The organism is Flavobacterium sp., assembly GCF_027483985.1.
In the GTDB taxonomy this organism is placed as follows: domain Bacteria; phylum Bacteroidota; class Bacteroidia; order Flavobacteriales; family Flavobacteriaceae; genus Flavobacterium.
Map to the genome: position 1 here is coordinate 33,949 of NZ_JAIXTJ010000050.1, position 23,022 is coordinate 56,970.

At 31.9% G+C, this 23,022-nt stretch carries 23 protein-coding genes; 14 read left to right on the plus strand and 9 right to left on the minus strand.

Annotation, left to right across the window (positions count from 1 at the left end):
* Window positions 1-53 precede the first annotated feature (53 nt).
* Window positions 54-1,196, plus strand: coding sequence for an N-acetyl-alpha-D-glucosaminyl L-malate synthase BshA (bshA, locus tag Q0050_RS12500; protein WP_298396316.1), 1,143 nt, complete (start codon window positions 54-56; stop codon window positions 1,194-1,196).
* A 3-nt stretch (window positions 1,197-1,199) separates the two neighbouring features.
* Entirely contained in the window at window positions 1,200-1,625 is a 426-nt protein-coding gene (locus tag Q0050_RS12505) for a protease complex subunit PrcB family protein (protein ID WP_298396318.1), read from the plus strand.
* A 50-nt stretch (window positions 1,626-1,675) separates the two neighbouring features.
* Here Q0050_RS12505 and Q0050_RS12510 read toward each other — a convergent pair whose 3' ends face one another.
* Together Q0050_RS12510 and Q0050_RS12515 are read right to left on the minus strand one after the other, a co-directional pair.
* On the minus strand, window positions 1,676-2,179 hold the full coding sequence (locus tag Q0050_RS12510) for a hypothetical protein (RefSeq protein WP_298396321.1): 504 nt from the start codon (window positions 2,177-2,179) through the stop codon (window positions 1,676-1,678).
* A 100-nt stretch (window positions 2,180-2,279) separates the two neighbouring features.
* Window positions 2,280-3,092 (minus strand): hypothetical protein, encoded by an 813-nt coding sequence (locus Q0050_RS12515; RefSeq protein ID WP_298396324.1) that lies wholly within the window; start codon window positions 3,090-3,092, stop codon window positions 2,280-2,282.
* 154 nt (window positions 3,093-3,246) lie between these two features.
* On the opposite strand from Q0050_RS12515, the gene aroC reads away from it, so the two are divergent.
* The 3 genes from aroC (at window position 3,247) to Q0050_RS12530 (ending at window position 7,298) form a co-directional block, all read left to right on the plus strand.
* Window positions 3,247-4,314, plus strand: coding sequence for a chorismate synthase (aroC, locus tag Q0050_RS12520; RefSeq protein WP_298396326.1), 1,068 nt, complete (start codon window positions 3,247-3,249; stop codon window positions 4,312-4,314).
* Entirely contained in the window at window positions 4,314-5,570 is a 1,257-nt protein-coding gene (locus Q0050_RS12525; RefSeq protein ID WP_298396328.1) for a dicarboxylate/amino acid:cation symporter, read from the plus strand. The genes aroC and Q0050_RS12525 overlap by 1 nt, the downstream gene beginning before the upstream one ends.
* Window positions 5,571-5,633: 63 nt before the next feature.
* The gene (locus Q0050_RS12530) at window positions 5,634-7,298 is read left to right on the plus strand and encodes a T9SS type A sorting domain-containing protein (RefSeq protein ID WP_298396330.1); all 1,665 of its coding nucleotides are present in this window, start codon (window positions 5,634-5,636) and stop codon (window positions 7,296-7,298) included.
* A 105-nt stretch (window positions 7,299-7,403) separates the two neighbouring features.
* On the opposite strand, the gene Q0050_RS12535 is transcribed toward Q0050_RS12530, so the two are convergent.
* Window positions 7,404-7,817, minus strand: a complete 414-nt coding sequence (locus Q0050_RS12535) for a thiol-disulfide oxidoreductase DCC family protein (RefSeq protein WP_298396333.1) — start codon at window positions 7,815-7,817, stop codon at window positions 7,404-7,406.
* A gap of 1 nt (window position 7,818) precedes the next feature.
* Entirely contained in the window at window positions 7,819-9,987 is a 2,169-nt protein-coding gene (locus Q0050_RS12540) for a DNA mismatch repair protein MutS (RefSeq protein WP_298396336.1), read from the minus strand.
* Between the two features lie 83 nt (window positions 9,988-10,070).
* On the opposite strand from Q0050_RS12540, the gene ung reads away from it, so the two are divergent.
* From ung to Q0050_RS12585, 9 genes are all read left to right on the plus strand, one after another.
* The gene (ung, locus tag Q0050_RS12545) at window positions 10,071-10,736 is read left to right on the plus strand and encodes a uracil-DNA glycosylase (RefSeq protein ID WP_298396339.1); all 666 of its coding nucleotides are present in this window, start codon (window positions 10,071-10,073) and stop codon (window positions 10,734-10,736) included.
* A 714-nt stretch (window positions 10,737-11,450) separates the two neighbouring features.
* Window positions 11,451-12,443 carry a hypothetical protein gene (locus tag Q0050_RS12550; RefSeq protein WP_298396341.1) on the plus strand — a complete coding sequence of 331 codons (993 nt, stop codon included), beginning with the start codon at window positions 11,451-11,453 and terminating at the stop codon, window positions 12,441-12,443.
* Window positions 12,444-12,615: 172 nt separating this feature from the next.
* Entirely contained in the window at window positions 12,616-13,380 is a 765-nt protein-coding gene (locus Q0050_RS12555) for a hypothetical protein (protein ID WP_298396342.1), read from the plus strand.
* 146 nt (window positions 13,381-13,526) lie between these two features.
* Window positions 13,527-14,009 (plus strand): hypothetical protein, encoded by a 483-nt coding sequence (locus Q0050_RS12560; protein WP_298396344.1) that lies wholly within the window; start codon window positions 13,527-13,529, stop codon window positions 14,007-14,009.
* Between the two features lie 345 nt (window positions 14,010-14,354).
* Entirely contained in the window at window positions 14,355-14,768 is a 414-nt protein-coding gene (locus Q0050_RS12565; protein WP_298396346.1) for a hypothetical protein, read from the plus strand.
* A 197-nt stretch (window positions 14,769-14,965) separates the two neighbouring features.
* A complete protein-coding gene (locus tag Q0050_RS12570) occupies window positions 14,966-15,586 on the plus strand; it encodes a hypothetical protein (protein ID WP_298396347.1) in 621 nt (206 codons plus the stop codon).
* A gap of 478 nt (window positions 15,587-16,064) precedes the next feature.
* Entirely contained in the window at window positions 16,065-16,922 is an 858-nt protein-coding gene (locus Q0050_RS12575) for a hypothetical protein (protein ID WP_298396348.1), read from the plus strand.
* Window positions 16,923-17,115: 193 nt separating this feature from the next.
* A complete protein-coding gene (locus Q0050_RS12580; RefSeq protein WP_298396350.1) occupies window positions 17,116-17,628 on the plus strand; it encodes a hypothetical protein in 513 nt (170 codons plus the stop codon).
* A gap of 180 nt (window positions 17,629-17,808) precedes the next feature.
* Complete coding sequence (locus tag Q0050_RS12585) at window positions 17,809-18,774, plus strand: hypothetical protein (protein WP_298396351.1); 966 nt, start codon at window positions 17,809-17,811, stop codon at window positions 18,772-18,774.
* A 232-nt stretch (window positions 18,775-19,006) separates the two neighbouring features.
* Here Q0050_RS12585 and Q0050_RS12590 read toward each other — a convergent pair whose 3' ends face one another.
* The 5 genes from Q0050_RS12590 to Q0050_RS12610 form a co-directional block, all read right to left on the minus strand.
* A complete protein-coding gene (locus Q0050_RS12590) occupies window positions 19,007-19,939 on the minus strand; it encodes a transglutaminase (RefSeq protein WP_298396354.1) in 933 nt (310 codons plus the stop codon).
* A 17-nt stretch (window positions 19,940-19,956) separates the two neighbouring features.
* On the minus strand, window positions 19,957-20,808 hold the full coding sequence (locus tag Q0050_RS12595) for a substrate-binding domain-containing protein (protein WP_298396357.1): 852 nt from the start codon (window positions 20,806-20,808) through the stop codon (window positions 19,957-19,959).
* Between the two features lie 402 nt (window positions 20,809-21,210).
* Window positions 21,211-21,744, minus strand: a complete 534-nt coding sequence (locus Q0050_RS12600) for a GNAT family N-acetyltransferase (protein WP_298396360.1) — start codon at window positions 21,742-21,744, stop codon at window positions 21,211-21,213.
* Window positions 21,745-21,762: 18 nt separating this feature from the next.
* Entirely contained in the window at window positions 21,763-21,993 is a 231-nt protein-coding gene (locus Q0050_RS12605; protein ID WP_298396363.1) for a hypothetical protein, read from the minus strand.
* 129 nt (window positions 21,994-22,122) lie between these two features.
* Complete coding sequence (locus Q0050_RS12610) at window positions 22,123-22,989, minus strand: nucleoside phosphorylase (RefSeq protein ID WP_298396366.1); 867 nt, start codon at window positions 22,987-22,989, stop codon at window positions 22,123-22,125.
* Between the last annotated feature and the right edge of the window lie 33 nt (window positions 22,990-23,022).

Here is a 23,022-nt window from a genome sequence, read left to right on the forward strand (position 1 = left end):
GTTAACGGTATTCCAATAGAATTTCTGTAACTTCGTACTTCTAAAAATCAGGAATGAAAATAGCAATAGTATGTTATCCAACCTTTGGAGGTAGTGGTGTAGTAGCAACAGAATTAGGTTTAGAGTTAGCCCATAGAGGTCACGAAATCCACTTCATTACCTACAAACAACCCGTTAGATTAGCTCTTTTAAACTCTAACGTGCATTACCACGAAGTGAACGTTCCAGAATATGCCTTATTTCATTATCAACCTTATGAATTAGCATTATCTAGTAAATTAGTCGATATGGTAAAGTTGTATAATATCGAACTATTACACGTTCATTATGCAATTCCGCACGCCTACGCTGGGTATATGGCCAAACAAATGTTGAAAGATGAAGGCATCAATATTCCAATGGTTACCACATTACACGGAACCGATATTACGTTAGTAGGTAAACATCCATTTTATAAAACAGCAGTCTGTTTTAGCATCAACAAATCAGATGTGGTGACATCAGTGTCTCAAAGTTTAAAGGATGATACCTACAAACATTTTGATATCAAAAAAGATATTCACGTAATCCCAAATTTCATCGAATTAAATAAACTGCGTAATGAGTCTTTAATCTCTTGCCAACGTTCCGTTATGGCTATCAAAGACGAAATGATTATCACGCACATCAGTAATTTCAGAAAAGTGAAACGAATTCCTGATGTAGTGAAAATATTCTATAAAATCCAACAACAAATTCCTGCCAAATTAATGATGGTAGGCGATGGTCCAGAAAGGGAAGTAGCGGAACGTTTATGTTTAGAATTGGGAATTCAAGAAAAAGTAATTTTCTTCGGAAATAGTAACGAAATTGATCAAATTTTATCTTATTCAGACTTATTTCTATTACCATCAGAAACCGAAAGTTTTGGTTTAGCGGCGTTAGAAGCAATGGCTTGGGGTGTACCTGTAATCTCTAGTAATTCTGGTGGATTGCCCGAAGTGAATTTTGATGGAGTATCAGGCTATTTAAGCGATGTGGGCAATGTTGAGGAAATGGCAGAAAATGCTGTCAAAATTTTAAACAATATTGCGACTTTAAAAACGTTTAAAGAAAATGCACTATCGGTTGCAAAACAATTCGACATCAAAAATATTTTACCTTTATACGAAGGTATTTATGAAAGTGCATTGGAAACGTCTAAACAAATACACTAAATTATGATTAAAAAATTCGCCTCTTTTGTACTTCTAGTTACCTTATTTTCGTGTTCAACATCTAAACAACCAATGCTGTCGCAACCTATGTATGATGTGCTTTTTGGTAGTGATTATGGTGGCGCTTCTTTTCAATTCTATGAAATTGTTTCGGATGAAAAGGAATTTAATATTTTGCTTACCGATGAAATGATCAAACCTTATGTTAAAAAAGAGGACATCAATACCTGCAATTTTATCTTGGTCAATATGGGAGAAAAAAAATCAGGAGGTTATACATTAGAAGTAAAAAAAGTCGAAGAGTTAGCTGACAAGATTTTGGTTACATTAAAAGAAATCGAACCAAAAGGTTTTGCAACAATGGCGGTAACTAAACCTTGTTATGTCATCAAAATAAAATCAAAAAAACCAATTGAGATTGTTCAATAAAAAAAAATCCACTTTTACAAAAAGTGGATTTTTTTTATTTCAATAGAATATTACCATCTGTAACGGATACCTAAAGCTAAATCTGGACCAAAATTATCTTCTCTATAATCATCAGAATTGAAGTAAAGTTCTGGTCTAATGTCTAAAGATAATTGAATTGGAGCTTCTTTGAAGTTATACTCAATACCTATATCACCTGCAACAAATACGAAAGCACCGCTATCTTTGATTTTGTTACCATTTACATTGTAGTCATAGCTCCAGCTACCTAATCCACCACCAACACCAGCATACCAGTTGAATCCACCGTCAATATTCCAAACCCATTGGTAAATACCAGTTAATTTAAAAGCATCAACATTGTTAGAAGTTCTAAAACCTAAGTCTACTTCTAAACGGTTGTTGCTAGATAATCCTCTTTGGTAAGAAATCTCCCCACCAAAACCATCATTATCTCCTAATCTTAAACCTAATGCATTTTTAGAAATGTCTTGCGCTTGTGAACTCAATGCTAAACCTAGTAGCATAAAAGTAGATAAAAATAATTTTTTCATTTTTAATTTTGTTTAATTTATATACTGCAAATTAATACAATTTGTACTATTAATTTGTTATAAAACTTTTAATTTTTGTTATATAATTAAGATTCATACATTAATTTGCGACAAAGGTCTTTAAAAATTCTTCCTGTGTTTGATTACCAGATGCAGGAATAGGCAATGTTACCCCAGGTATGGTATTTAATTGATAATTTAGCACCGTATTTGCATAAATCATTCCAGTATTACCAGTGTAGTATTGCGTAGAAACGATGACATCTTGTGCAGGCATTATAGTTACCGTTACCGGAATGCCAGAAATAGTTTGTTGCGTTGTAATTTTTAAATTTAAAACAACTTTAGTTTTTCTAATTCCCGTGTAATCATCTCCATTAGGTAAAATATACAGAGGTAAACTACCATTAGCAACTGAAGAAAGCTTGTAATCAATAACCAAAGGAATATTTTGAATAGTTTGGTTAATGGTTCCAGAGGTTGTGCTTAACACTTCATTAGTGGCTGCATTTTCTTTGAAAAAAATAAAATCATTTAGAGCGATAGAAATAGGCGTAGTCAAACCAAAATCAAAATTAAAAGTTCCATTGATTAATAATTTGAATTGGTCAATTTTAACGGCATTATTTCTTAGCGATGTTGAGAAAAAACCTGTGGGTATAGCACGAGTTTTCATTTTTTTGTAAGTAACAGAATTAACTACTGTATCATTTGCAACATATAAAGAATCTCTACCCAATGGACCAGGATTGTTAGCGTCATTATCAACGTCGTAAGTCCAGTAGTTACCATTTGCTAATGGTAAAAAGGTTGTTGGATCCGAAACCCCTTGCACTTGAGTTTCATCAGAATCACTGCCACAAGAAATAAATAAAAGTAATGACAATGAAACAATTAAAAGGTTTTTTTTCATAGGTAATGTATTAGTTTTTGGCTAAATTAATAAAAAAGATGTTACAATAATACATTCCATAAATTCATTTGAGTACGCAAACTCAAAATATTTTTTAAACACTATATTTTTAAACTATAAACTAATCAACTATATTTGTTCAAAACTAATTAGAATGGCAGGAAATAGCTTCGGAACACTATATAAAATTACCACTTTTGGCGAATCTCACGGTGAAGCACTTGGTGGAATAATTGATGGTTGTCCACCCGGAATTACAATAGATTTAGAGGCAATACAAAACGAAATGCAACGCCGTAAACCTGGTCAATCCAGCATAGTAACACAGCGAAAGGAAGAGGACGAAGTACAATTGTTATCCGGAATTTTTGAAGGAAAAACCACAGGAACACCGATCGGATTTATCATCCCAAATACAAATCAAAAATCAGACGATTATTCCCATATTAAAGACACTTTTAGACCAAGTCACGCTGATTACGTCTACGAACAAAAATATGGCATTCGCGATTATCGTGGCGGCGGAAGAAGTTCAGCAAGAGAAACAGCTAGTAGAGTAGTAGCAGGTGCAATTGCAAAACAAGTTGTAAAAGACATCAAAATCACTGCGTTCGTATCGTCCGTTGGTGAAATTTTCATTAATAAGCCCTATCAAGATTTGGATTTTTCCTTAATCGAATCTAATGCTGTACGTTGTCCCGATTTGGAAGCAGCCCAAAAAATGGAAGAACATATTAAGGAAATCAAAAAACAAGGCGATACAGTTGGTGGCACAATTACTTGTGTAATACAAAATGTACCAATAGGCCTTGGTGAACCAGTTTTCGATAAATTACACGCCGAACTTGGGAAAGCAATGTTGTCTATTAATGCCGTACATGGCTTCGAATACGGTAGCGGCTTTTGTGGAGCAAGAATGAAAGGCAGTGAGCATAATGATTTATATAACGAAGACGGTACAACCAAATCCAATTTGTCGGGCGGAATTCAAGGCGGAATCTCTAACGGAATGGATATTTATTTTAGAGTGGCATTCAAACCAGTGGCCACTTTAATCCAAAACCAAGAAGTACTAACCAATCAAAATACCATTGTTGAACAACACGGCAAAGGACGCCACGATCCTTGTGTAGTGCCTCGCGCCGTGCCAATTGTGGAAGCAATGGCAGCAATCGTACTAGCCGATTTTTATTTATTAAACAAAATTTATCAAGCAAAATAATGACAGCAGAAATAGAACAAAAAAAATCATTTTTTAGTAATCTTACCGTTCAAATTTTAATTGCAATGGCGCTAGGTGCAGCGTTAGGAATCTATATTCATAATAATTTTGATGCCGAATTTGCTAAAAATTTTAGTGATAAAATAAAAATGTTAGCAACGGTTTTCATTCGTTTGGTACAAATGATAATTGCTCCATTAGTGATTACTACATTAGTAGTTGGAATTGCAAAATTAGGTGATATAAAATCAGTTGGTAGAATCGGAGGAAAGGCTATGGGTTGGTTTTTTACAGCCTCTTTTGTATCCTTACTAATTGGTTTGTTTTGGGTTAATATTTTAGAACCGGGAATTGGATTAAATCTAACTGATGTAGATGTGGCTACCGCTGCAGAAGTAACTGATAAAACCAAAGTTTTTTCGGCTCAAAACTTTATCGAACACATCATCCCCAAAAGTATTTTTGAAGCTTTAGCCACTAATGAAATTCTTCAAATTGTAATTTTTTCAATTTTCTTCGGATTGGCTGCAGCCTCAATGGGCGATCACGCTAAACCAGTCGTGAAAGTGCTAGACATTATATCGCACATCATACTAAAAATGGTGAATTATGTAATGAAATTTGCTCCGCTTGGAGTTTTTGGCGCTATTGCTGGAGTATTTGCAATAAGAGATCTAGAAGAATTATTGATTACTTATGCAAAGTTCTTCGGTTCATTCTTAGTAGGAATTTCGTCCCTTTGGGTCGTATTATTAGTAGTAGGATATTTATTTTTAAAGAGTTCAATGACAGCGTTATTGAAACGAATCGTTAGTCCGCTAATTATCGCCTTCGGAACCACAAGTAGCGAAGCGGTTTTTCCTAAATTGACAGAAGAATTAGAACGCTTTGGTGTAAAAGATAAAATTGTTTCGTTCATGCTACCACTAGGATACTCATTTAATCTTGATGGAAGTATGATGTACATGACTTTTGCAAGTATTTTCATCGCACAAGCTTACGGCGTACCATTAGATTTAGGAACGCAAATGACAATGCTCTTAGTTTTGATGCTTACAAGTAAAGGCATAGCCGGAGTTCCAAGAGCAAGTTTAGTAGTGGTAGCCGCAACTTGCGGTATGTTTGATATTCCAATTGAAGGAATTGCTTTAATACTTCCAATTGACCATTTTTGTGATATGTTTAGAAGTGCAACCAATGTTTTAGGAAATGCTCTAGCTACTTCAGTAGTAGGAAAATGGGAAAAAGAAAGTTAAATAAATATGAATTTCCAAAATATTTAGTATTTTTGGAATTGAAAAAAACTTAAAATCAATTTTATGAAAAAAATTACTTTACTATTCGTAGTATTGCTTTCTGCAATTTCTACTGAATTCTTTGCTCAAACAGATTATTATGCTGTTGCAACTGGGAATTCATCAACTCAAGTTCGTGGTCCGCAAGGAACCAACAGATACCATAGAAGTGTTTGGATTTTAACCCAAGCGGAAATGACTGCTGCTGGTTTCGCAAACGGAAACATTGTTAATGGTTTAGGTTTCAACTTTATAGAGGCATTAGATATTCCTGCAACAGGAAATATGCAAATTTATTTACAAAACACAACCGATGCTGCCAATACTAAAGGAACTGCTTGGGCTACGGTAATTAGTCCAATGACAAGCATCTACAATGGTTCAGTTACGCTTCCAGCGGTAACAGGTGAGTTTTTTATTCCTTCAACAACCAATTTCACTTACACTGGTGGAGCGCTTTACGTAGCTTTTGATTATCAAAATCCAAATGGTAATTTACCTACAGTACCAAGTACAATAAATGCCAACACTACAGTTACTAATGGTACAAGAACAGCTACAAGTGCAACGGCTGTTCCAGCAAATTTAGGGGCAACGTACTCAACGTTTAGACCGCAAACATTAGTAGGAAAACAAGTAGATTGTGCTAGACCTGTTGCTGTTGCTGTGCCTAGCTTTACTCTAAATTCTGCTAATATTACATTTTCAACTAGTGCAAATGCAGCAAACCTTCAATATGGTCTTTACGATTTTAATCCAGCTACTGCAGGTACTTTTGTAAATGGCGTAACTTCTCCTTATACTTTAGGAGGTTTGCAACCAAGTACAGCTTATGAAGTGTATACAAAATCTGATTGTGGCTCTTTTGTAGGAACAAGTGTTAATACAGTTCCAGTATCTTTTCATACTATTTTCGAACCAGCTACACCAAGTTACAATACTAGCTTCGAAATTGATAATCACCCAAACCTTGGATGGGTTGCTGATGAAGATGCTAATGGTACAGACTGGTTTATGAATTTTGGTGGTACTGGTAGTGCTTTAGTTCAAAACGGACAATATTCTTGTGTATCTTTATCTAGCACAACAGCGCAATCTTCAGGAATCATGTATTCTAGAGGAATCAACTTGCAAGCAAGCGGAAACCCAGTGACCATTTCATTCTTTGCAAGTAACTATGTGGCAGCAGGTGCAACTAATACGTCTTCTTTCACAATTACCGCTGGTACAGATCAAACTGTAGCGGCTCAAACTTTACCAGTTGGAACAGGTACGGCAACAACGCCAGCATTCGCATTGAAAACATTTACTTTTACTCCTCCTACAACTGGAGTATACTATTTCGGAATCAGACATACTTCTGCAATAAATGGTGTAGCTAATTCAACTCACGCGTTAATCTTAGATAACTTTACAGTTACTCAAACATTAGCTAGCAACGAAGTTTTAGAGGGTAAATTTTCTACATTCCCAAATCCTGCTAAAAATGTTATCAACGTAGTGAATACTACAGATGCTTTAATCTCAGTTATCGAAATTACTGATATCAACGGTAGAATGGTGAAAAACCAAGAGTTCTCTAATCTTGCTGAAGTACAAGTTTCAGTAGCTGATTTAGCTCAAGGTATCTACACAATGAAAATCGTTTCTGATAAAGGAATCGTTACTAAAAAAGTAATCAAAGAATAAGTACTATTCTTAATCATATAAAAAAAGACTAAACGTAATGTTTAGTCTTTTTTGTTTTATAAAAAATCATAGATTAGACTCTATTCGAGTAATGGATTCCCAATTCTAAAGAAATTTAGATTGTAGTGCTGGAGTAGGAAGCATACAATGGTCTTTTTTTCCATACCATTTATAGCGGTTGCGAGCCACTAACTCATAACCGAAATTCTTAATAAAATCAGGTAACAATTTTAAATAACTTAAATAACTTAAAATGCCTTTTAAATCTTCTGCAATAGTTAATGCCGCATCAGCTTTGATATAATAGGCCTTACCTGGTAGATACAAAATAATGCTATCCGTGGTAGTAGAATCTATTTTTAAATAATCCAAAATGCTTTTCCCCAAATCCGATTGAAGGGCAACAAATCTAAAAATATCTTTAGAATCATTTTTTATGATGAATTGAACCGAGGAATCGCACAAATTGCAAACACCATCAAATAGAACAATTTTTTTATCTTTTGGTAAACCTTCCATATTATTTCGGTCGTTCTACAAATTCTAAGGCTTCTAAACTCACTTTAGAGGTAAAAACGCCATAGTTTACTGTAGCTTTGTTTTTTTCGATGTTGTCAATCGTACCAATCGCTTTTCCATCATACATGCGCACTCTATCGCCAACTTTTAAGACTACCTTAGGCACAACAGGTACTTCTTTAGCTTTAAGTTTTTTCTCTTTTTTCTCTTTTCTTATCTCATCAACTTGGACTTTAACTTCTTCAGCAACCTTTTTCTGCAAGACTTCTTTTTCTTTTAATTCCTTAACGCTGGCTTTTCTTCGCTTTGAATTTTCAATCTCAACAACTTTTAAAAATTCTCCAATCAAAGTCTTTTTATCTTTGTTATTAAAGTAGGTGCCCGAAATTTCATCAATTTTTTGTCCAATATAAATCAAGCGTTGATTTGAATCATATAATTCTTGATAGCGCTCCAATTTGTCTTTGATTTTAGCATTGATCAATTCCATTTTTTTGCTTTCCTCACGTGCCTTAATCTCTTCTTCTTTAAGATTTACAGTAGTTTTTTCCATTTTGGAACGTTCTTTTTGTAACGTCGCAATAGTTTTGTCAAAACGCACTTTTCCGCCTTCAATTTTCTTTTTCGCTCTGTTAATCAATCCAAAAGGAATACCGTTTTTCTGAGCTACTTCAAAGGTAAACGAACTACCTGCTTGACCCAAATGCAACTTATACATCGGCTCTAAGGTTTTTTCATCAAACAACATATTGGCATTAGTAGCATTAGGCAATTCGTTGGCCAAAATCTTTAAATTGGTATAATGCGTGGTGATGATTCCAAACGCTTCTCTATGGTAAAATTCTTCCAGAAAAACTTCGGCTAAAGCACCACCCAAATCAGGATCAGATCCAGTACCAAATTCATCAATCAAGAACAAGGTTTTTGAATTACACTTTTTCAAAAAATAATTCATATTCTTCAAACGGTAACTGTACGTACTCAAATGGTTTTCAATCGATTGATTATCGCCAATATCAGTCAAGATGCGATCAAACAGAAAGGTTTCGCTTCGTTCGTGAACCGGAATCAAAATACCACTTTGCAACATCAACTGCAGCAATCCAATGGTTTTTAACGAAATAGTTTTTCCTCCGGCATTTGGTCCTGAAATAACTATAATCGAACTCTTAGGATGCAATTCAATAGTTTGTGGATGAGTGATTTCGTTTTTCAACTTGTTGTTCAAGTACAAAATAGGATGATAAGCATCTCTAAAAAACAAACGCTTTTCTTCGGATATTTTTGGAAGAATACCATTGATTTTATTAGCATATTTGGCTTTTGAAGCAATCACATCAATATCACTCAAAAAGTCTTGGTACTGCACAATCAATTCGTGAAACGGACGAATATAATTGGTCAATTGCTTTAAGATTCTGGTAACTTCTTCTTTCTCTTCGTACTCTAAATTTTTCAATTCTCTAGAATAGTTCAAGGTAGTTTCGGGTTCGATATAGGCAATACTTCCGGTTTTGGAACTACCTAAAATCGATCCTTTAACTTTTCGACGGTACATAGCTAAAACAGCCAAAACTCGTCGGTTTTCTACAAAACTTTCTTTGATATCATCCAAATAGCCTAACGAATTGTAATGACTCATAGCCATACCAAAACTTTGGTTGACTTTGCCTCGTACCACATTCATATCACGACGAATATTCAACAAGTCTGGTGAGGCATTATCGCGCACTTCACCATATTTGTCAATCACTTCATCAATTTGTTTTACAATCTCCTTGGTTACCTCAATCTGACTGGCTTTTTCGTTTAGTTTTGGATAATATTCGTGAAATTTCTTTAAGAATAAAATCAAAAAATTAGCGGTTTCCGACAAGGAAGCAATCTTTCTAAATCCAGAAACTTCTAACTGACTACCTTCAATCGCCAAAAATTTTAATTCGGTGTGAATGGTCTCAAAGCCGTGATTGGGAATAGCATTGTTATTGGAATAGGAGGAGACATATTCAGAAGTTTGCAACAAATTATCCATTAAGAGTGCTTTCTCTTTAAATGGGGTAATCTCTAAGGCTTTTGCCTTACCAATTTCAGTATTACAACCTTCAGAAAGGGTGTTTAAAATGGTGTCAAATTCTAAATCTTGAAGGGTTTTATTTGTGATGGAAATCATTCTACTGTTTTAGGTATCCAAAGTTACGAATGTTGTTAAGCATTATGCAATAGATTTTTATATTTTTGGTAAAAAATTAAGATATGTTAAGCGATATAAATGCTTCTTGGAAAAACAGAATGGAAGAGGAGTTCCAAAAAAGCTATTTTAAAGAGTTAATGCAATTTGTTCAATCAGAATACGCAACAAAAACTTGCTTTCCTCCAGAGAACCAAATTTTTGCTGCTTTTGATTATTGTGCTTTCGAAAATACTAAGGTGGTAATCATCGGACAAGATCCTTACCACGGTTATGGTCAAGCTAACGGATTGTGTTTTTCGGTCAGTGATACCATACCAATTCCTCCATCATTAGTAAATATTTTTAAGGAAATCGAACAAGATTTAAACATCCCATTTCCTGAAAATGGCAATCTCGAACGCTGGGCTAAACAAGGGGTTTTGCTATTAAACGCAACTTTAACAGTACGTGAAGGTCAAGCAGGTAGCCATCAAAAAAAAGGTTGGGAACAATTTACCGACGTTATAATTAGCAAGATTGCAACCGAAAAAGAAAATATAGTGTTTCTCCTTTGGGGCGGATTTGCCAAAAAGAAAGGCGTTAAAATAAACAGAACCAAACACTTGGTGCTAGAAACAGGACATCCTTCACCATTAAGCGCCAACAGAGGCTTTTGGTTTGGAAACCAACATTTTAGCAAAACCAATACGTTTCTTAAAAGCAAAAATCTAAAAGCGATTGAATGGTAAATCAGGGTTTAATGCAAATTAACTACTTATTTGTATATTAGGCGGTAATATAACGAGTATATTTTAGTTACCAGCAATAGAAAAACAACCTGCTTAAAATGAAAATCTCTAAAACTATCTTACAAACCATAGTACCAAGTACAATTGGCTCGTTGCTTTTTATCTCATACTTTTTTGTTATTGACAAGTTTGCGACAAACGAAGCTGAATTAGAAACGTGTGAAATATATGAATTGAGTACTGCAGTATATTTAATATTCGCATTTGTAATAATATTAATTTCAAGCTTGTATCAAATAGTTGTTGGAAATTGGATTCTGAAAAGAAACTGGAATAAGTTTGTGTTAAACATTGTAAATAGTATAGTTTTTAGTATAATTTTCGCCTTAATATTTATTGGAATGAAATTTTTTAATGGTAAGACAATCGAAGTAAAGTTTAGCGTTGGATTATTTTTAGCAATGTTACTTTTAGGATTTCTAATCTCAGTATTGAAAAGTATTACCGAAAAGTATTCGAACAAAGTTTGAGGAATAAAATCTACTGCTGGTAACAGGCGTTTGACAAGATTGCGAATTTTGCAGTAAATTCACGATGACATTTCACAAGAAATTTTATCTTTGATAAAATAAGTAAAAGTAGTAGCTCATTAAAAGTAAACAAACAAGGTTAGCCTACTTTAATAGCGCTTATACTTTAGTTGGCAGTAATTATATGAAAACCGAACAAAATCAACACTTTAGACAATATATGAGAAATGCTATTTTATTTATTTTAATCTTATTTACTTTTAGTTGTGAAACTAATTCTCAAAACATAAATATTCCAGATAAAATTGAAATAAAAGACTTGGATAAGAAAATTACTGTTCTTGGAACAAAAGTTTTAATTGATAAATCAAATAACTATACTTATTACAATGAATTAAAAAGGTTCCAAAAAGACCAGAATAATTTCTTTCAAGTAATTGAATATATCGGACAAGATTGCGATGCAATTATTGAGAAAACCTCAAACAAAATTGATGAATTGCAAAATAAAGGAGGAAATATAAGAGTTAAAAAGAAATTTAAATTAGGTGAATACAATGCTTACTTTGGAATTGCTCCACAAGGTGAAAAAGAACAAATTTTTCTTGTATTTGGCGATAAATCATTTGCTGTTATGGTTGCAGGAATATATCCGAACAAAGACTTAGAAAGAAAAGAAATAATGGATTTAGTTTTAAGTTCATACTATAACAAAGGTTTAAAAATAAATGTTGAAGATAATTTATATTATTCAGTAGACTTGAAAAATTCAAACTTCAAATTAAGTTCAGTTTCATTAAATCTTGGAACTTACACTTTAAGCGGAGAAAATATTACAGAAAAAAACACACATTTTGTAATTAGTACAATCCCAATTTCAAAAGATTTTGATTTGAAAGCATATAGTGATAGATTAATTAGTAAATATCAAAATAACATTTACAAAGAAAAAAGTATTAAAATTAAAATTTTGTCTGAAAAGGATTATCTAGAAGGAGAAAATAGAATAATAAAAGTGGAAATGCTTGGAGAATTAAATGGTGAAAAACAAAAAATTTATCAATTCATAAAATATAATCCAAAAGGAATTTATCAATTTATTGGAACAGATCATTCTGATAATTTTGAACATATAAATGAATTCAAAACTATTGCAGAAAATATAAAATTAAAATAACTACTGCCAACAGCGGTTTCAAGAAATGGCGTGGTTCGGGATTTATTTGAAATAGCATAGGTTTTTAATTTAAAGTTTTGTTTATATTTTTGAAGGCTTGGTCTTGGTTCATCGCCACTTCTTGAAGCCGCGACACGTTATACCTCATTATATCAAAAATCGCATAAGAAAAATGAAAATCATTTTATATATTTTATCTGTCTTTTTAATAGCTTCTTGTTCGCAAAAGAAAGAAAACGTAGAAAAGGATACTTTTTCATTGGAAAAGGTTGATATAGCTATGATTTATGAAAAAAAAACAAAGGATATTCCTTGTTTACTTTTTAACGTAACTGACACTATAAAAAGCAATCAGAAAATTGGAATAGTATTTAAACTTAACGTAAATTACGAAAATCCACGAAAAGGAAGTCATTGTTGTGCTTTTGAGCCAGGATTAGATGGAACTAAAGAAAAAATAAAGAAAGTTAAAGTAGTTTTTATAAACAATAATAGCACATTGGACGTTACAGATAAATTATATAACATTGAAGAAGCACAAATGTTAAATAGTTTTGAAAAATACACCAAAGCACAACTTAATATAAATGATTTTAGTTGCGAATGTTACGAACAAAAAAGTGGTAAAATAATTGAAAACTTAAAAAGAGAACATCTCGGAGGAAAACTTATCAAAAATGATATAACTAAGAATAGAAATCATATAATAAAAAACATAGAAGATTTTATTAACTTGTACAATTCATTAGCTGGGGAAAGATACAAAGGAACATATGACAATAGAGGATTGTATTCAGGAAGTAGAATTTCTTCAAAAAATTATTTTTTTTGGTTACCAAAAAATTTCAATACCTCATTAGAAAAGTTTAAAGAATTGGAGATTGAAGTAGAATTACTCAATGGAAGGACACTGAAACATAAACGAGTGCTAAAATAACGAGGTTTAATAGTTACTACAATGGATTTGGGCAATTGGTTTAATGGAAAGTTAGTTTTGTATTTGGTAGTTTAGTGATAACCGAAAAATAAATCTTAATTTAAAACCCAAACCCGCAGTAGTACTAGAACGTTAACTGTAATTTTATGAAATACGAAAACGAAAAATATTACGGTAAAAAAAAAGAATTTGCTATAAGATATTTGAAAAATAATGAGAATTCAAAGATTGCGACCTGTCACTTAATGTTGGCGGACAAAATTATTGGCGATATAAATGAAACTTGTTATTTGGGAACTTGGAAAAATTCAATCGAAATTCTAAAAACTGAAATTGAAAACGGAAATTTTAAAATAGACAAGTATAAAGTATTCAAAGACAAAACTGACGTTGAAATATTTGATTTGATTTGGGATGATAGCCAAGATTACAGAACACTTCAAGTAACTATTGATGAAACTATTGACGCTTATTTAATTTCATTAATTGAAAAAGATGGAATGCTTAAGTTTTTATGGAAAGGATGGCGTGAACCTTGTCCTGAAAATCAAATTGGAAAATTATACACTCTAGAAGTTGAAACAGAAAGCGTAATTAAAACCATAGAAAACACTCTACTTGAGATATAAAAAAAACTACAGTTAACAAGCGTTTGGCAAGATTGCGAATTTTGTAGTAAATTCACGTTTACATTTCGCAAGAAATTTTATCTTTGATAATATAAGTAAAAGTAGTAGCTCATTACAAAAGTATACAAACAAGTTTAACATAGTTTTGTGGCGCCTATAGTCTAGTTATAAGCCATTTTATGAAAAATCGAATAAAATAAAGGCTTAGCGAAGGAAAAAAAATAACAATTGTAAAAATACATAGATTTGAATAGTCCAAATTAATTCTAAAAAAAACTTGTATCACTATATTTTTTCTTGTGTATTTGATATACAAAGACTGATAATAAAATTAAAAATAGAAAAATGAAATACATACTATACTCAATTATTACTTTAATAAGTTTATCTCAAAGAAGTTACTCTCAAGAAAAAATTGATTGGAATACAATAAAAAAAATTGAAATATATTCGCTAGGAGAATCTAAAAAAAACAAAGAATTTACATCTAAAGAAATGAATTCAAAAACACTTGTTAAATGCGAATCTGAGAAATTAGTAGTTTACTTTAAACAATTGGAAAAGTGTAAATTTGATGTTTTAACTGAAAAAAAACAATATGCTTTAAGAATTTACTTTTCGAAAACTCAAAAGGACTTTTTACTTTTTCTTAATCAAGGTGTAATGTTCGAAATGAAAAATTGGAAATGTTTTAGCATTATTAAAAAAGACGAATTGAAAAATTTTATAGAAGATTTAATGAAGAAAAACGGCTTATAACAGCGGTTTCAAGAAATGGCGTGGCACGGGATTTATCAGAATTCAGAAAGGTTATAAATTTAAAGTTTTTTCTATATTTGTAAAGGCTTGGTCTTGGTTCATCGCCACTTTTTGAAGCCGAGACATATTACCCGCTATTTTATGGAAAAACCTCATAAAAACTTACCTTAAAGGTTTTCAATTAAAAATTGACAAAAATGAAAAATATAGTATTGTTATTTATGTTAATGCTGCTAAGCTGTAATAGCAAAAAAGAAAATTTAATACGTCAAAAAGAATCTATTAATATTATTCAAACTATAATTGATCAAAAAGGTATAGAAATAGTAAAGGATTTATCAACTGAAAGTGAACTTCCAATTTGTTTAAACTTAAAAAAAATTCTTGTAAATAATAAATGTTTCGTAGAAACTAAAACTAACGATAAAATAAGAAGTATAAAACTTCCTGAAAAAACATTTACAAATGAAGGAGAAGTTTGTATTGAAAAAATTTACAAATCAAATCCAATTGAAAACATATTTTTCCTAAAAAATGATTCACTCGATATTTTAAATCAAAATGAAACTTTTAAAACATTCAAAATTCCAAAAAGTATTGTGGGAAAATTTAAAACAATAGAACAAACTAAAAACAATAAAATAGCTGAAAAATATATACAATTTTCTATTCCAATATTTTCAACGGACAGTACAAAAGCCTACATAGAATTTGATCATTATTCAAATAATGACAGCAGCTATGGAAATTCAATATTTGTAGAAAAAAGAAACGGAAAATGGAATATTAAATATGTAGAAGCAAATTGGTCAATCTAAAAAAAAAACAGCAGGTAACAGCAGTAGCTGTTGCACAACCACAATTTTTAAATAACAAAATCATAAATCATAAAATTTCAACATCTTTTAAAGTGATTTAATGGAGGTTTGTATTTTAACTAAAGTTCAAAATCGTAAATTTTTGATGGCTTAAAAACGAGTTTTTCAAGTTGCAAATGATTCATTTTATTAAAGCTTGACTCTTCTTTACTTTTATTGAAGCAATTGTTTTAAAAAAAAATAAAATTTGGTTCCAAGGTTTTGAATATTTGATAGGTACAACATACAAAGGCATTTGAAAAGATTGCAAATTTTGCACTAAAATCAAGTTCTCTTTTCACAAGAAATTTTGTATTTGATAAAATAAGTAAAAGTAGTAGCTCATTACAAAAGTATACAAACAAGTTTAACATAGTTTTGTGGCGCCTATAGTCTGGTTGCCAGTAATTTTTCCGCTGAACGAAAAACGACGTAATAAATGTACTTAAATCAATCATTTGAAGAAATTTTATCCTTATTAATAGCACTATTCATATTGTTTTTAATATCGGTTTTAATTTCAATTATTTTCTTAAAAATAAAAAATGAAACTGAAAAAGGAATATTTAAAAAAGCTCTAATTCCAAACTTTATATTTTTCTCAATTTCTAATGTTTTGTATCAAATTGCAATAGAAAAAGGAATAAACATAAGCGTTTTTAGCCCAAATGAAAATTCGGAAATATTTACAATTATTATATGCTTAAGTCTAGTTTTAATTATTATCTCATTTTCTGAAATTTGTATCAGCAAATTAATTTTTAAAAGTAAATTAAAGAAAAATTATTACATTCTGCTCTGCTTATTAAACACATTAACTTACACATTAATATTTTTCTCTTTCTATCCAAAATCATACGTGGATAAGAATATTTTGAGTTATAATAGATATATATTCAAACCAAATAAAACTGAATTAAAACTTTTTGACAATAGTATCGTAAAAATCGATAATGCTTGTAGTTCTGAAGATTTTTATAAAATAAGTAAACCAAATTCATATTTTATTTTCAGAATCCCAATTAAACAAATCGGAACAAATAGAATGTTATACTCATTTGAAATACTTGATAATAGTTTAAATGAAAGTTTTGGAGAATCTGAAAATTGTAAAGATATTAGTATTAGTAAATTAGATAACGAAGTAAAAGTAGTCTTTAAACAGAAAAATCCCGACCCAAATATTGGCTGGAAAAAACCAATTATAACAGACACAATAATATTTAAAAAAATAAAAACAGAAAATAGAAAACCGGGATATTATGGCGACACAAATTGTGATTGCATACAAAAATGATAAAACTACTGCCAATACACTTTTCTCGCCATTGCGAATTTTGTAGTAAATTCACGTTTATTTCTTGCAAGAAATTTTATCTTTGATAAAATAAGTAAAAGTAGTAGCTCATTACAAAAGTATACAAACAAGTTTAACATAGTTTTGTGGCGCCTATAGTCTAGTTACCAGCAATGTTAAGACAGACAACTCAATGAAAAAAATAACCGACATAAATCAGGGTGACTTATTGACATTTAAAGCGACTGATGGCAAGTATAAAGTCTTGCTTTGTACAAGCACATATAAAGAGAAAAGTCCACAGAACTTTTCTTTTGCTGCTTTAACTTATGAAAATGAAGACAAACCGACAGTTGAAGACATTTTACATAGTGACTTTTGGGGAATTGGAAATACGAAGAATGACTATTTTAAATATTCCGACATCGAACTAAATCAAATGTGGAGAATACACCCAGAAACAAAACCATACTTTTTAGGTTCGTATGGGCTAATAATTTGGAGAAAAGACTTTATGAAATTTAGAGACAATTTTGAAATTATTGGCAATCTTAAAATAGTTGACAATCTTGACAAAAATGGTAATGGTGGAATGAATGCAAGTGATTGGGATTTTTTAAAAGACTTCTTCAGCAACAAAATAAATTCTGTATTGCCTGACAGAGGACAGAAAACGTTTAAGTTAAAAGCAATAATTAATGACTGACAAGTGAGAATGAGTAAAACACATGCTGGTAACAGCAGTTTGGCAAGATTGGGGTTTTGGGCTTAATTTAAAGATGGTTTTGTACTTGGAAAATTAGTCATAAACCGAAAGTTTAGACTTCCTTAATTAGCAACATCGCCAAGCTGCCAAACACCAGCGGCAACCTTAAAAAAACAAACGATGCATAAAATAAATAAACTGGTAATTTTAACAATCTTGTTTCATTTAGGAAACATAAAAACATTTGCAACTACTTGGGATGAACCTTGGGCAGACAAAGTTATTAAACAAGCAGACTATTTCGTTTTGGCTGACATAATTTCCTGCGATGATGAAAAAGGAGTTAAAATTAAAATCTTAAAACAATTTGGTGGAGAAAAACTTCCAGTAGAAATTGAAATAACTGACTTCTATTTGTTAGACATAATGAGTACTTCTGCTGGTCACGGCGCGGAATTTCCAAGTTTTAAAGATATTAAACAAAGCTATTTCTTTATCAAAAAAAACTCAAAAGGTAAGTATTGTATTTCAACACCAACATCTGGTTTCGACTACATTAAAGACGACAATGTTTACGCTACTTATCGACATTCATATCATCAAGCATCTGTCCCAATTGACGTTTATGAAATGACGATGACTGCAATATTTAGCAATTATCATAATTTTGAGTACGACACAAAACAAATAACTAACTTCATTGATAAAGCACTTTCTACAAAACCAGCAGGATTTGGAGAAGATGAAATTAATACATTTTTCCTTCAACATGTTGCATTGGAAACTATATTTCATTTGAAACTTGAAAAATATTTCAACTTAATAATTCCCTTTTTTAATGATAGTACAAATTATCACAACAGAGTTTCTGCTTCAAGGGCACTAATAGCATACAATAATGAAGAAGTTATCAATCTCTTGATAAATAAAATAGCAACAAATAAAGAAGATGATTTTACAACTGTAATTTGTATCTGGACTTTGAAAGAGTTCAAACCAAAAGACTTCAAGAAGAATTTGGAAAAACTAATTATAAATGCTTCAACAGAACAAAATGGATTTGGCGGCAACATTATGGATCCAAGAGTTGCAACAAATTTTCCGACTGTAAAAAATGCACTAGAAGATTTAATAATAACTCTATAAAAAAAAAGTCAGCCGCTGACAAGCATTCGAAACGTTCAAATACAATTATACTGGATTATAGCCCCATTTTTTATAGCCAAAACGCAAGACTAATCCCCAAAATCGGACCTTGTAATTCTAGCTCAAAATTCATTTGAAACGGATACTACAATAAGTACTAACCAATTAAAATCTTTTTTAAACTATAGATTATAAAAAGTATATATAGTATTGGTTTGACAGAAATTATAATTTAATTCAAAGTTAAAGCACTCAAAATTTCTTCCTTCATAAAAGGTCCACCAGGGTATTTTGCAGTATAATCCAAATTCAACCAAATATTGCCGCGCTCATCAATGTGGTAATGCAATGATTTTCCTTTACTTTCTGAGGTAAACAATTCTTTTTTAACCAAGTAATTAATAGTTTCTAAATCTGCTTTGGTACCTATTAACAATTCGGGATAAATATGACCATCCGTATGAATTAATCTCGGAATACCACCAATCGATCTAATACATGCAGCCATCAAAATCGAATGATCGTCACAATCACCTGAGAGGTATTTTACCGATTCGCTTGCTTCAGCAATATACTCTCTTCCTTTAGGATCGCTGACGTAATTCCAATTGGTGTTTATTTCTTTAAATACCGAAAAACACTGTATAATGGTGAAGTAATCATTATAACCTTTAACTTCTTTAAAATGTTTGTTGACAGCCATCAACGAAAAATTCCGAACCTTCGGATTGGTGTAATCAATCGCATCAATTACCTTAGATTTATTCGGAAATGGCAATAAGCGATCAATAATAATATCTTGAGGATAAGGATTATTACTCATCGTGTAAAGCATTGATTGATAATCTTCAAATACGGTTTGAAAACCATAACCACCAATCAATGTGCCATAAATTAAGGCAATTAAATATAAAAAGATAGAAATAAGAGTAATACGTTTCATTGCTCTTAAAACCAATTGTATAGCAATTAGTAAGCTCAAAAAAATCAGGATGCGGTCAATGTGTAGCGACCACTCCAATTCAATAATATTTTGATGAACAATAATAAAAATCGGAATGGTTATTAAAATGTTTAAAACAAAAATGATTACCATATCCCACGGTTTTTTAACCGTAAGCTTATTCTTGAAATAGAGATAATAAAGTTTTGTTTTTTCTAACATTGTAAGAACAGGTAAAGCTATATCGCTTTTACAAGTGATGCAAAAGTACCTTTTTTCTCTATAATTTTGAGGTCAAATAACTGATTTTGAATTTTGTTTAACACTTTTTCTGAAATCACACTTTGAGACCATTCCGTAATCGATAACCACTCTTGAATATCTTCAATTTTTTGCTCGTATTTGGTCGCTAAAGTTCTATCTATACTCGGAATTTCTTTGAACTCTGATGTAGTTTGATTAATAATTTCCAAAATTTGCTTAACTACCTCTGGTTGCTGTTCCAAGATTTCATTGCGAACCGCAATTACAAAACAAGGCCAAGGTGTCGGACAATCGCCAACGCGTCTGAAAATACCTTTGTCAACCAATGGTTTGGTCATAAAACGTTCCCACATAAAGTAATCTGAAGCACCTTTCGTCAAACTTTCAACCGCACCATCGATTGTGTTCACAATTTCAAATTGCAACTGGTCGGAATTCCAACCTTGAGCATCGGCATTGACATAAGCCATCAACTGCGAACCCGAACCCAATCTCGAAATTGCAACTTTCTTGTGCTCCAAATCAGCAATGGTTTGATAGTCAGAACCAGCCGCAACGTGAATACCCCAAATCAAAGGCGAATCAACATAGACTTGCACAATCTTTGAAGGATTTCCGGCCGTAATATCTTTCACAATACCTTCTGTCAAAATCACAGCAATATCCGTTTCACCAGAGCGAAGCATCTGACACATTTTGCCCGTTCCTTCCGGAACATCCGTCCATTGCAAGTCAATACCAACGGCTTCAAATTCGCCATTTTCAATACACAAATGCCAAGGTAAATTAAAATGTTCTGGAACACCAGCGATTTTTATGTGTTTCATTTTTGTAAAAAAGTTTTAAAAGTTTATTAGTTTAAAGGTTTAAAAAGTTTATGAGTTTAAAGGTTTAAGAGTTTAAGAGTTTAAAAGTTTAAAAGTTTAAAAGTTTATGAGTTTAAGAGTTTAAAGGTTTAAAAAGGTTTAAGAGTTTAAGAGTTTAAAGGTTTATGAGTTTAAAGGTTTAAAAAGGTTTAAGAGTTTATGAGTTTAAAGTTTTAAGAGTTTAAAGGTTTAAAAAGGTTTAAAGGTTTAAAAGTTTAAAAGGTTAGAAGGGAAGCATTACTAAAATAAATTTTCAATCCACTAATTTTAAAAATCAGACAACTAACAACTGACAACCGACAACTGACAACTCCCAACCGAAAACTGACAACCGACAACTGACCACTGACCACTGACCACTGCTCACTGACCACTATTCACCAACTGCCACCATTTCCAAATCACGCCTTGCGGATCAGGATAATCTTCCACAAAATTAAATCCTACTTTTTGTAAAATATGATTAGAAGCGCCGTTTTCAGAATGGGTGTAAGCATTCATTTCGTTAATATTCATTTGCCTAAAAGCATAATCTAACCACGCAACAGAAGCTTCGGTTGCATAACCTTTATTCCAGAATTTTTCGTTTAGTCGATACCCATAATCATAGAAATTGGTATTGCCATTTTCTACGTGACCGGTAACATACTTAATGCCGGTCCAGCCAATAAACTCGCCAGTTGACTTCAAAATCGTCGCAAAACGACCAATGTTGTGCTCAACATATTGCTTTTGAACCATCTCAATAACTTTAACGTTTTCTTCCACCGATTGCGTCGGAGTTTGCCACAAATACTTGTGCACATTCGGATTATGATCCATAGCAAACATAGCTTCCGCATCCGATAATTCTAAAGGGCGAAGCAATAAACGTTCGGTTTCTAAAGTTAAATGCATAGTTTAATTTCAATTTAGCTACTCAAAATACTCGATGGCCATAATAATTAAAATAAAGACAAAGATTCCAAGAACAAAATTCTTTTTATTTGAATCCAGTCCGCTATTATCCTGCAATTCCTCTTCAAATAAATAATACCCGATATTCTTCTCGTAATTTCTATCAAAAACAACATTCAAAAACATAAAGTAAATCCATCGAGCAAATCCACCCAAAGCAAAAAATAGTTTCTGAATAAAATGTCCCATTTTAATATATAGTCAAGATTTACTATTAACACTCAAATCTTAATAGTAAACAAGTATTACTACTCAAGACTAAAATCTAAATACTAAAAAAGTCTTAATACTTAATACTCCAATCTTACTACTCCAAAACTACTTCGACAACTTATCCAAAGTATAAGCAATTAACTCATCAACAGCTTTGTAAGGATCTTCACTGAAAGTACCACTTGCACGGTTAGCAATGATAGCATTTAGCGACAAACACTCGTGACCAAGCAGTTTTCCTAATCCATAAATAGCCGCTGTTTCCATTTCTAGATTCGTAATTTTGTTGCTTTCAAATTCAAAAGTATCCATTTTAGAATTCAAAGCTTCGTCTTGAATGTTCAAACGCAACACACGTCCTTGCGGACCATAAAATCCGCCAGCTGTAGCCGTAATACCTTTATGCATTTGGTCGCTTTCGATTATCTTTTCAAGTTTTTCTGAACACGAAATCACGTACGGAGTTCCTTTTCGTAAATCCCAATTAGTGTGGTTTACAAAAGCGGCTTCCAGTTCAGGATTAGAAACCTCATCAAGTAAATAGGAGCGAAGCATATTGTCCAGTCCCAATCCGAATTTCGACATCACAAAACTATCTACCGGAATATCTTCTTGCAACGAACCCGAAGTACCAATACGAATGATATTCAATGAAGTTAACTCAGTTTTAGGCTGTCTAGTCTCCAAATCAATGTTCACCAACGCATCCAACTCGTTCATCACAATATCAATGTTATCCGGACCAATGCCAGTCGACATCACTGTAATGCGCTTTCCTTTATAAAGTCCCGTTTGCGTTTTAAATTCTCTTTTTTGCTGCGAAAACTCAATAGAATCAAAACTCTTAGTGATTTTCTCCACACGATTTTGATCACCCACAAAGATAATGTCGCGCGCAATATGCTCAGGCTTCAGATTCAAGTGATAAACACTTCCATCTGGATTTAATATTAATTCTGATGATTGTATCATTTGGTTGTTTGTTGTTTATTGTTTATTGTTTAT

Bases quoted from the DNA above. Each gene is read 5' to 3' on its own strand.
- bshA (WP_298396316.1), top strand. From the start codon at position 54: ATGAAAATAGCAATAGTATGTTATCCAACCTTTGGAGGTAGTGGTGTA.
- Q0050_RS12505 (WP_298396318.1), top strand. From the start codon at position 1,200: ATGATTAAAAAATTCGCCTCTTTTGTACTTCTAGTTACCTTATTTTCG.
- Q0050_RS12510 (WP_298396321.1), bottom strand. From the start codon at position 2,179: ATGAAAAAATTATTTTTATCTACTTTTATGCTACTAGGTTTAGCATTG.
- Q0050_RS12515 (WP_298396324.1), bottom strand. From the start codon at position 3,092: ATGAAAAAAAACCTTTTAATTGTTTCATTGTCATTACTTTTATTTATT.
- aroC (WP_298396326.1), top strand. From the start codon at position 3,247: ATGGCAGGAAATAGCTTCGGAACACTATATAAAATTACCACTTTTGGC.
- Q0050_RS12525 (WP_298396328.1), top strand. From the start codon at position 4,314: ATGACAGCAGAAATAGAACAAAAAAAATCATTTTTTAGTAATCTTACC.
- Q0050_RS12530 (WP_298396330.1), top strand. From the start codon at position 5,634: ATGAAAAAAATTACTTTACTATTCGTAGTATTGCTTTCTGCAATTTCT.
- Q0050_RS12535 (WP_298396333.1), bottom strand. From the start codon at position 7,817: ATGGAAGGTTTACCAAAAGATAAAAAAATTGTTCTATTTGATGGTGTT.
- Q0050_RS12540 (WP_298396336.1), bottom strand. From the start codon at position 9,987: ATGATTTCCATCACAAATAAAACCCTTCAAGATTTAGAATTTGACACC.
- ung (WP_298396339.1), top strand. From the start codon at position 10,071: ATGTTAAGCGATATAAATGCTTCTTGGAAAAACAGAATGGAAGAGGAG.
- Q0050_RS12550 (WP_298396341.1), top strand. From the start codon at position 11,451: ATGAAAACCGAACAAAATCAACACTTTAGACAATATATGAGAAATGCT.
- Q0050_RS12555 (WP_298396342.1), top strand. From the start codon at position 12,616: ATGAAAATCATTTTATATATTTTATCTGTCTTTTTAATAGCTTCTTGT.
- Q0050_RS12560 (WP_298396344.1), top strand. From the start codon at position 13,527: ATGAAATACGAAAACGAAAAATATTACGGTAAAAAAAAAGAATTTGCT.
- Q0050_RS12565 (WP_298396346.1), top strand. From the start codon at position 14,355: ATGAAATACATACTATACTCAATTATTACTTTAATAAGTTTATCTCAA.
- Q0050_RS12570 (WP_298396347.1), top strand. From the start codon at position 14,966: ATGAAAAATATAGTATTGTTATTTATGTTAATGCTGCTAAGCTGTAAT.
- Q0050_RS12575 (WP_298396348.1), top strand. From the start codon at position 16,065: ATGTACTTAAATCAATCATTTGAAGAAATTTTATCCTTATTAATAGCA.
- Q0050_RS12580 (WP_298396350.1), top strand. From the start codon at position 17,116: ATGAAAAAAATAACCGACATAAATCAGGGTGACTTATTGACATTTAAA.
- Q0050_RS12585 (WP_298396351.1), top strand. From the start codon at position 17,809: ATGCATAAAATAAATAAACTGGTAATTTTAACAATCTTGTTTCATTTA.
- Q0050_RS12590 (WP_298396354.1), bottom strand. From the start codon at position 19,939: ATGTTAGAAAAAACAAAACTTTATTATCTCTATTTCAAGAATAAGCTT.
- Q0050_RS12595 (WP_298396357.1), bottom strand. From the start codon at position 20,808: ATGAAACACATAAAAATCGCTGGTGTTCCAGAACATTTTAATTTACCT.
- Q0050_RS12600 (WP_298396360.1), bottom strand. From the start codon at position 21,744: ATGCATTTAACTTTAGAAACCGAACGTTTATTGCTTCGCCCTTTAGAA.
- Q0050_RS12605 (WP_298396363.1), bottom strand. From the start codon at position 21,993: ATGGGACATTTTATTCAGAAACTATTTTTTGCTTTGGGTGGATTTGCT.
- Q0050_RS12610 (WP_298396366.1), bottom strand. From the start codon at position 22,989: ATGATACAATCATCAGAATTAATATTAAATCCAGATGGAAGTGTTTAT.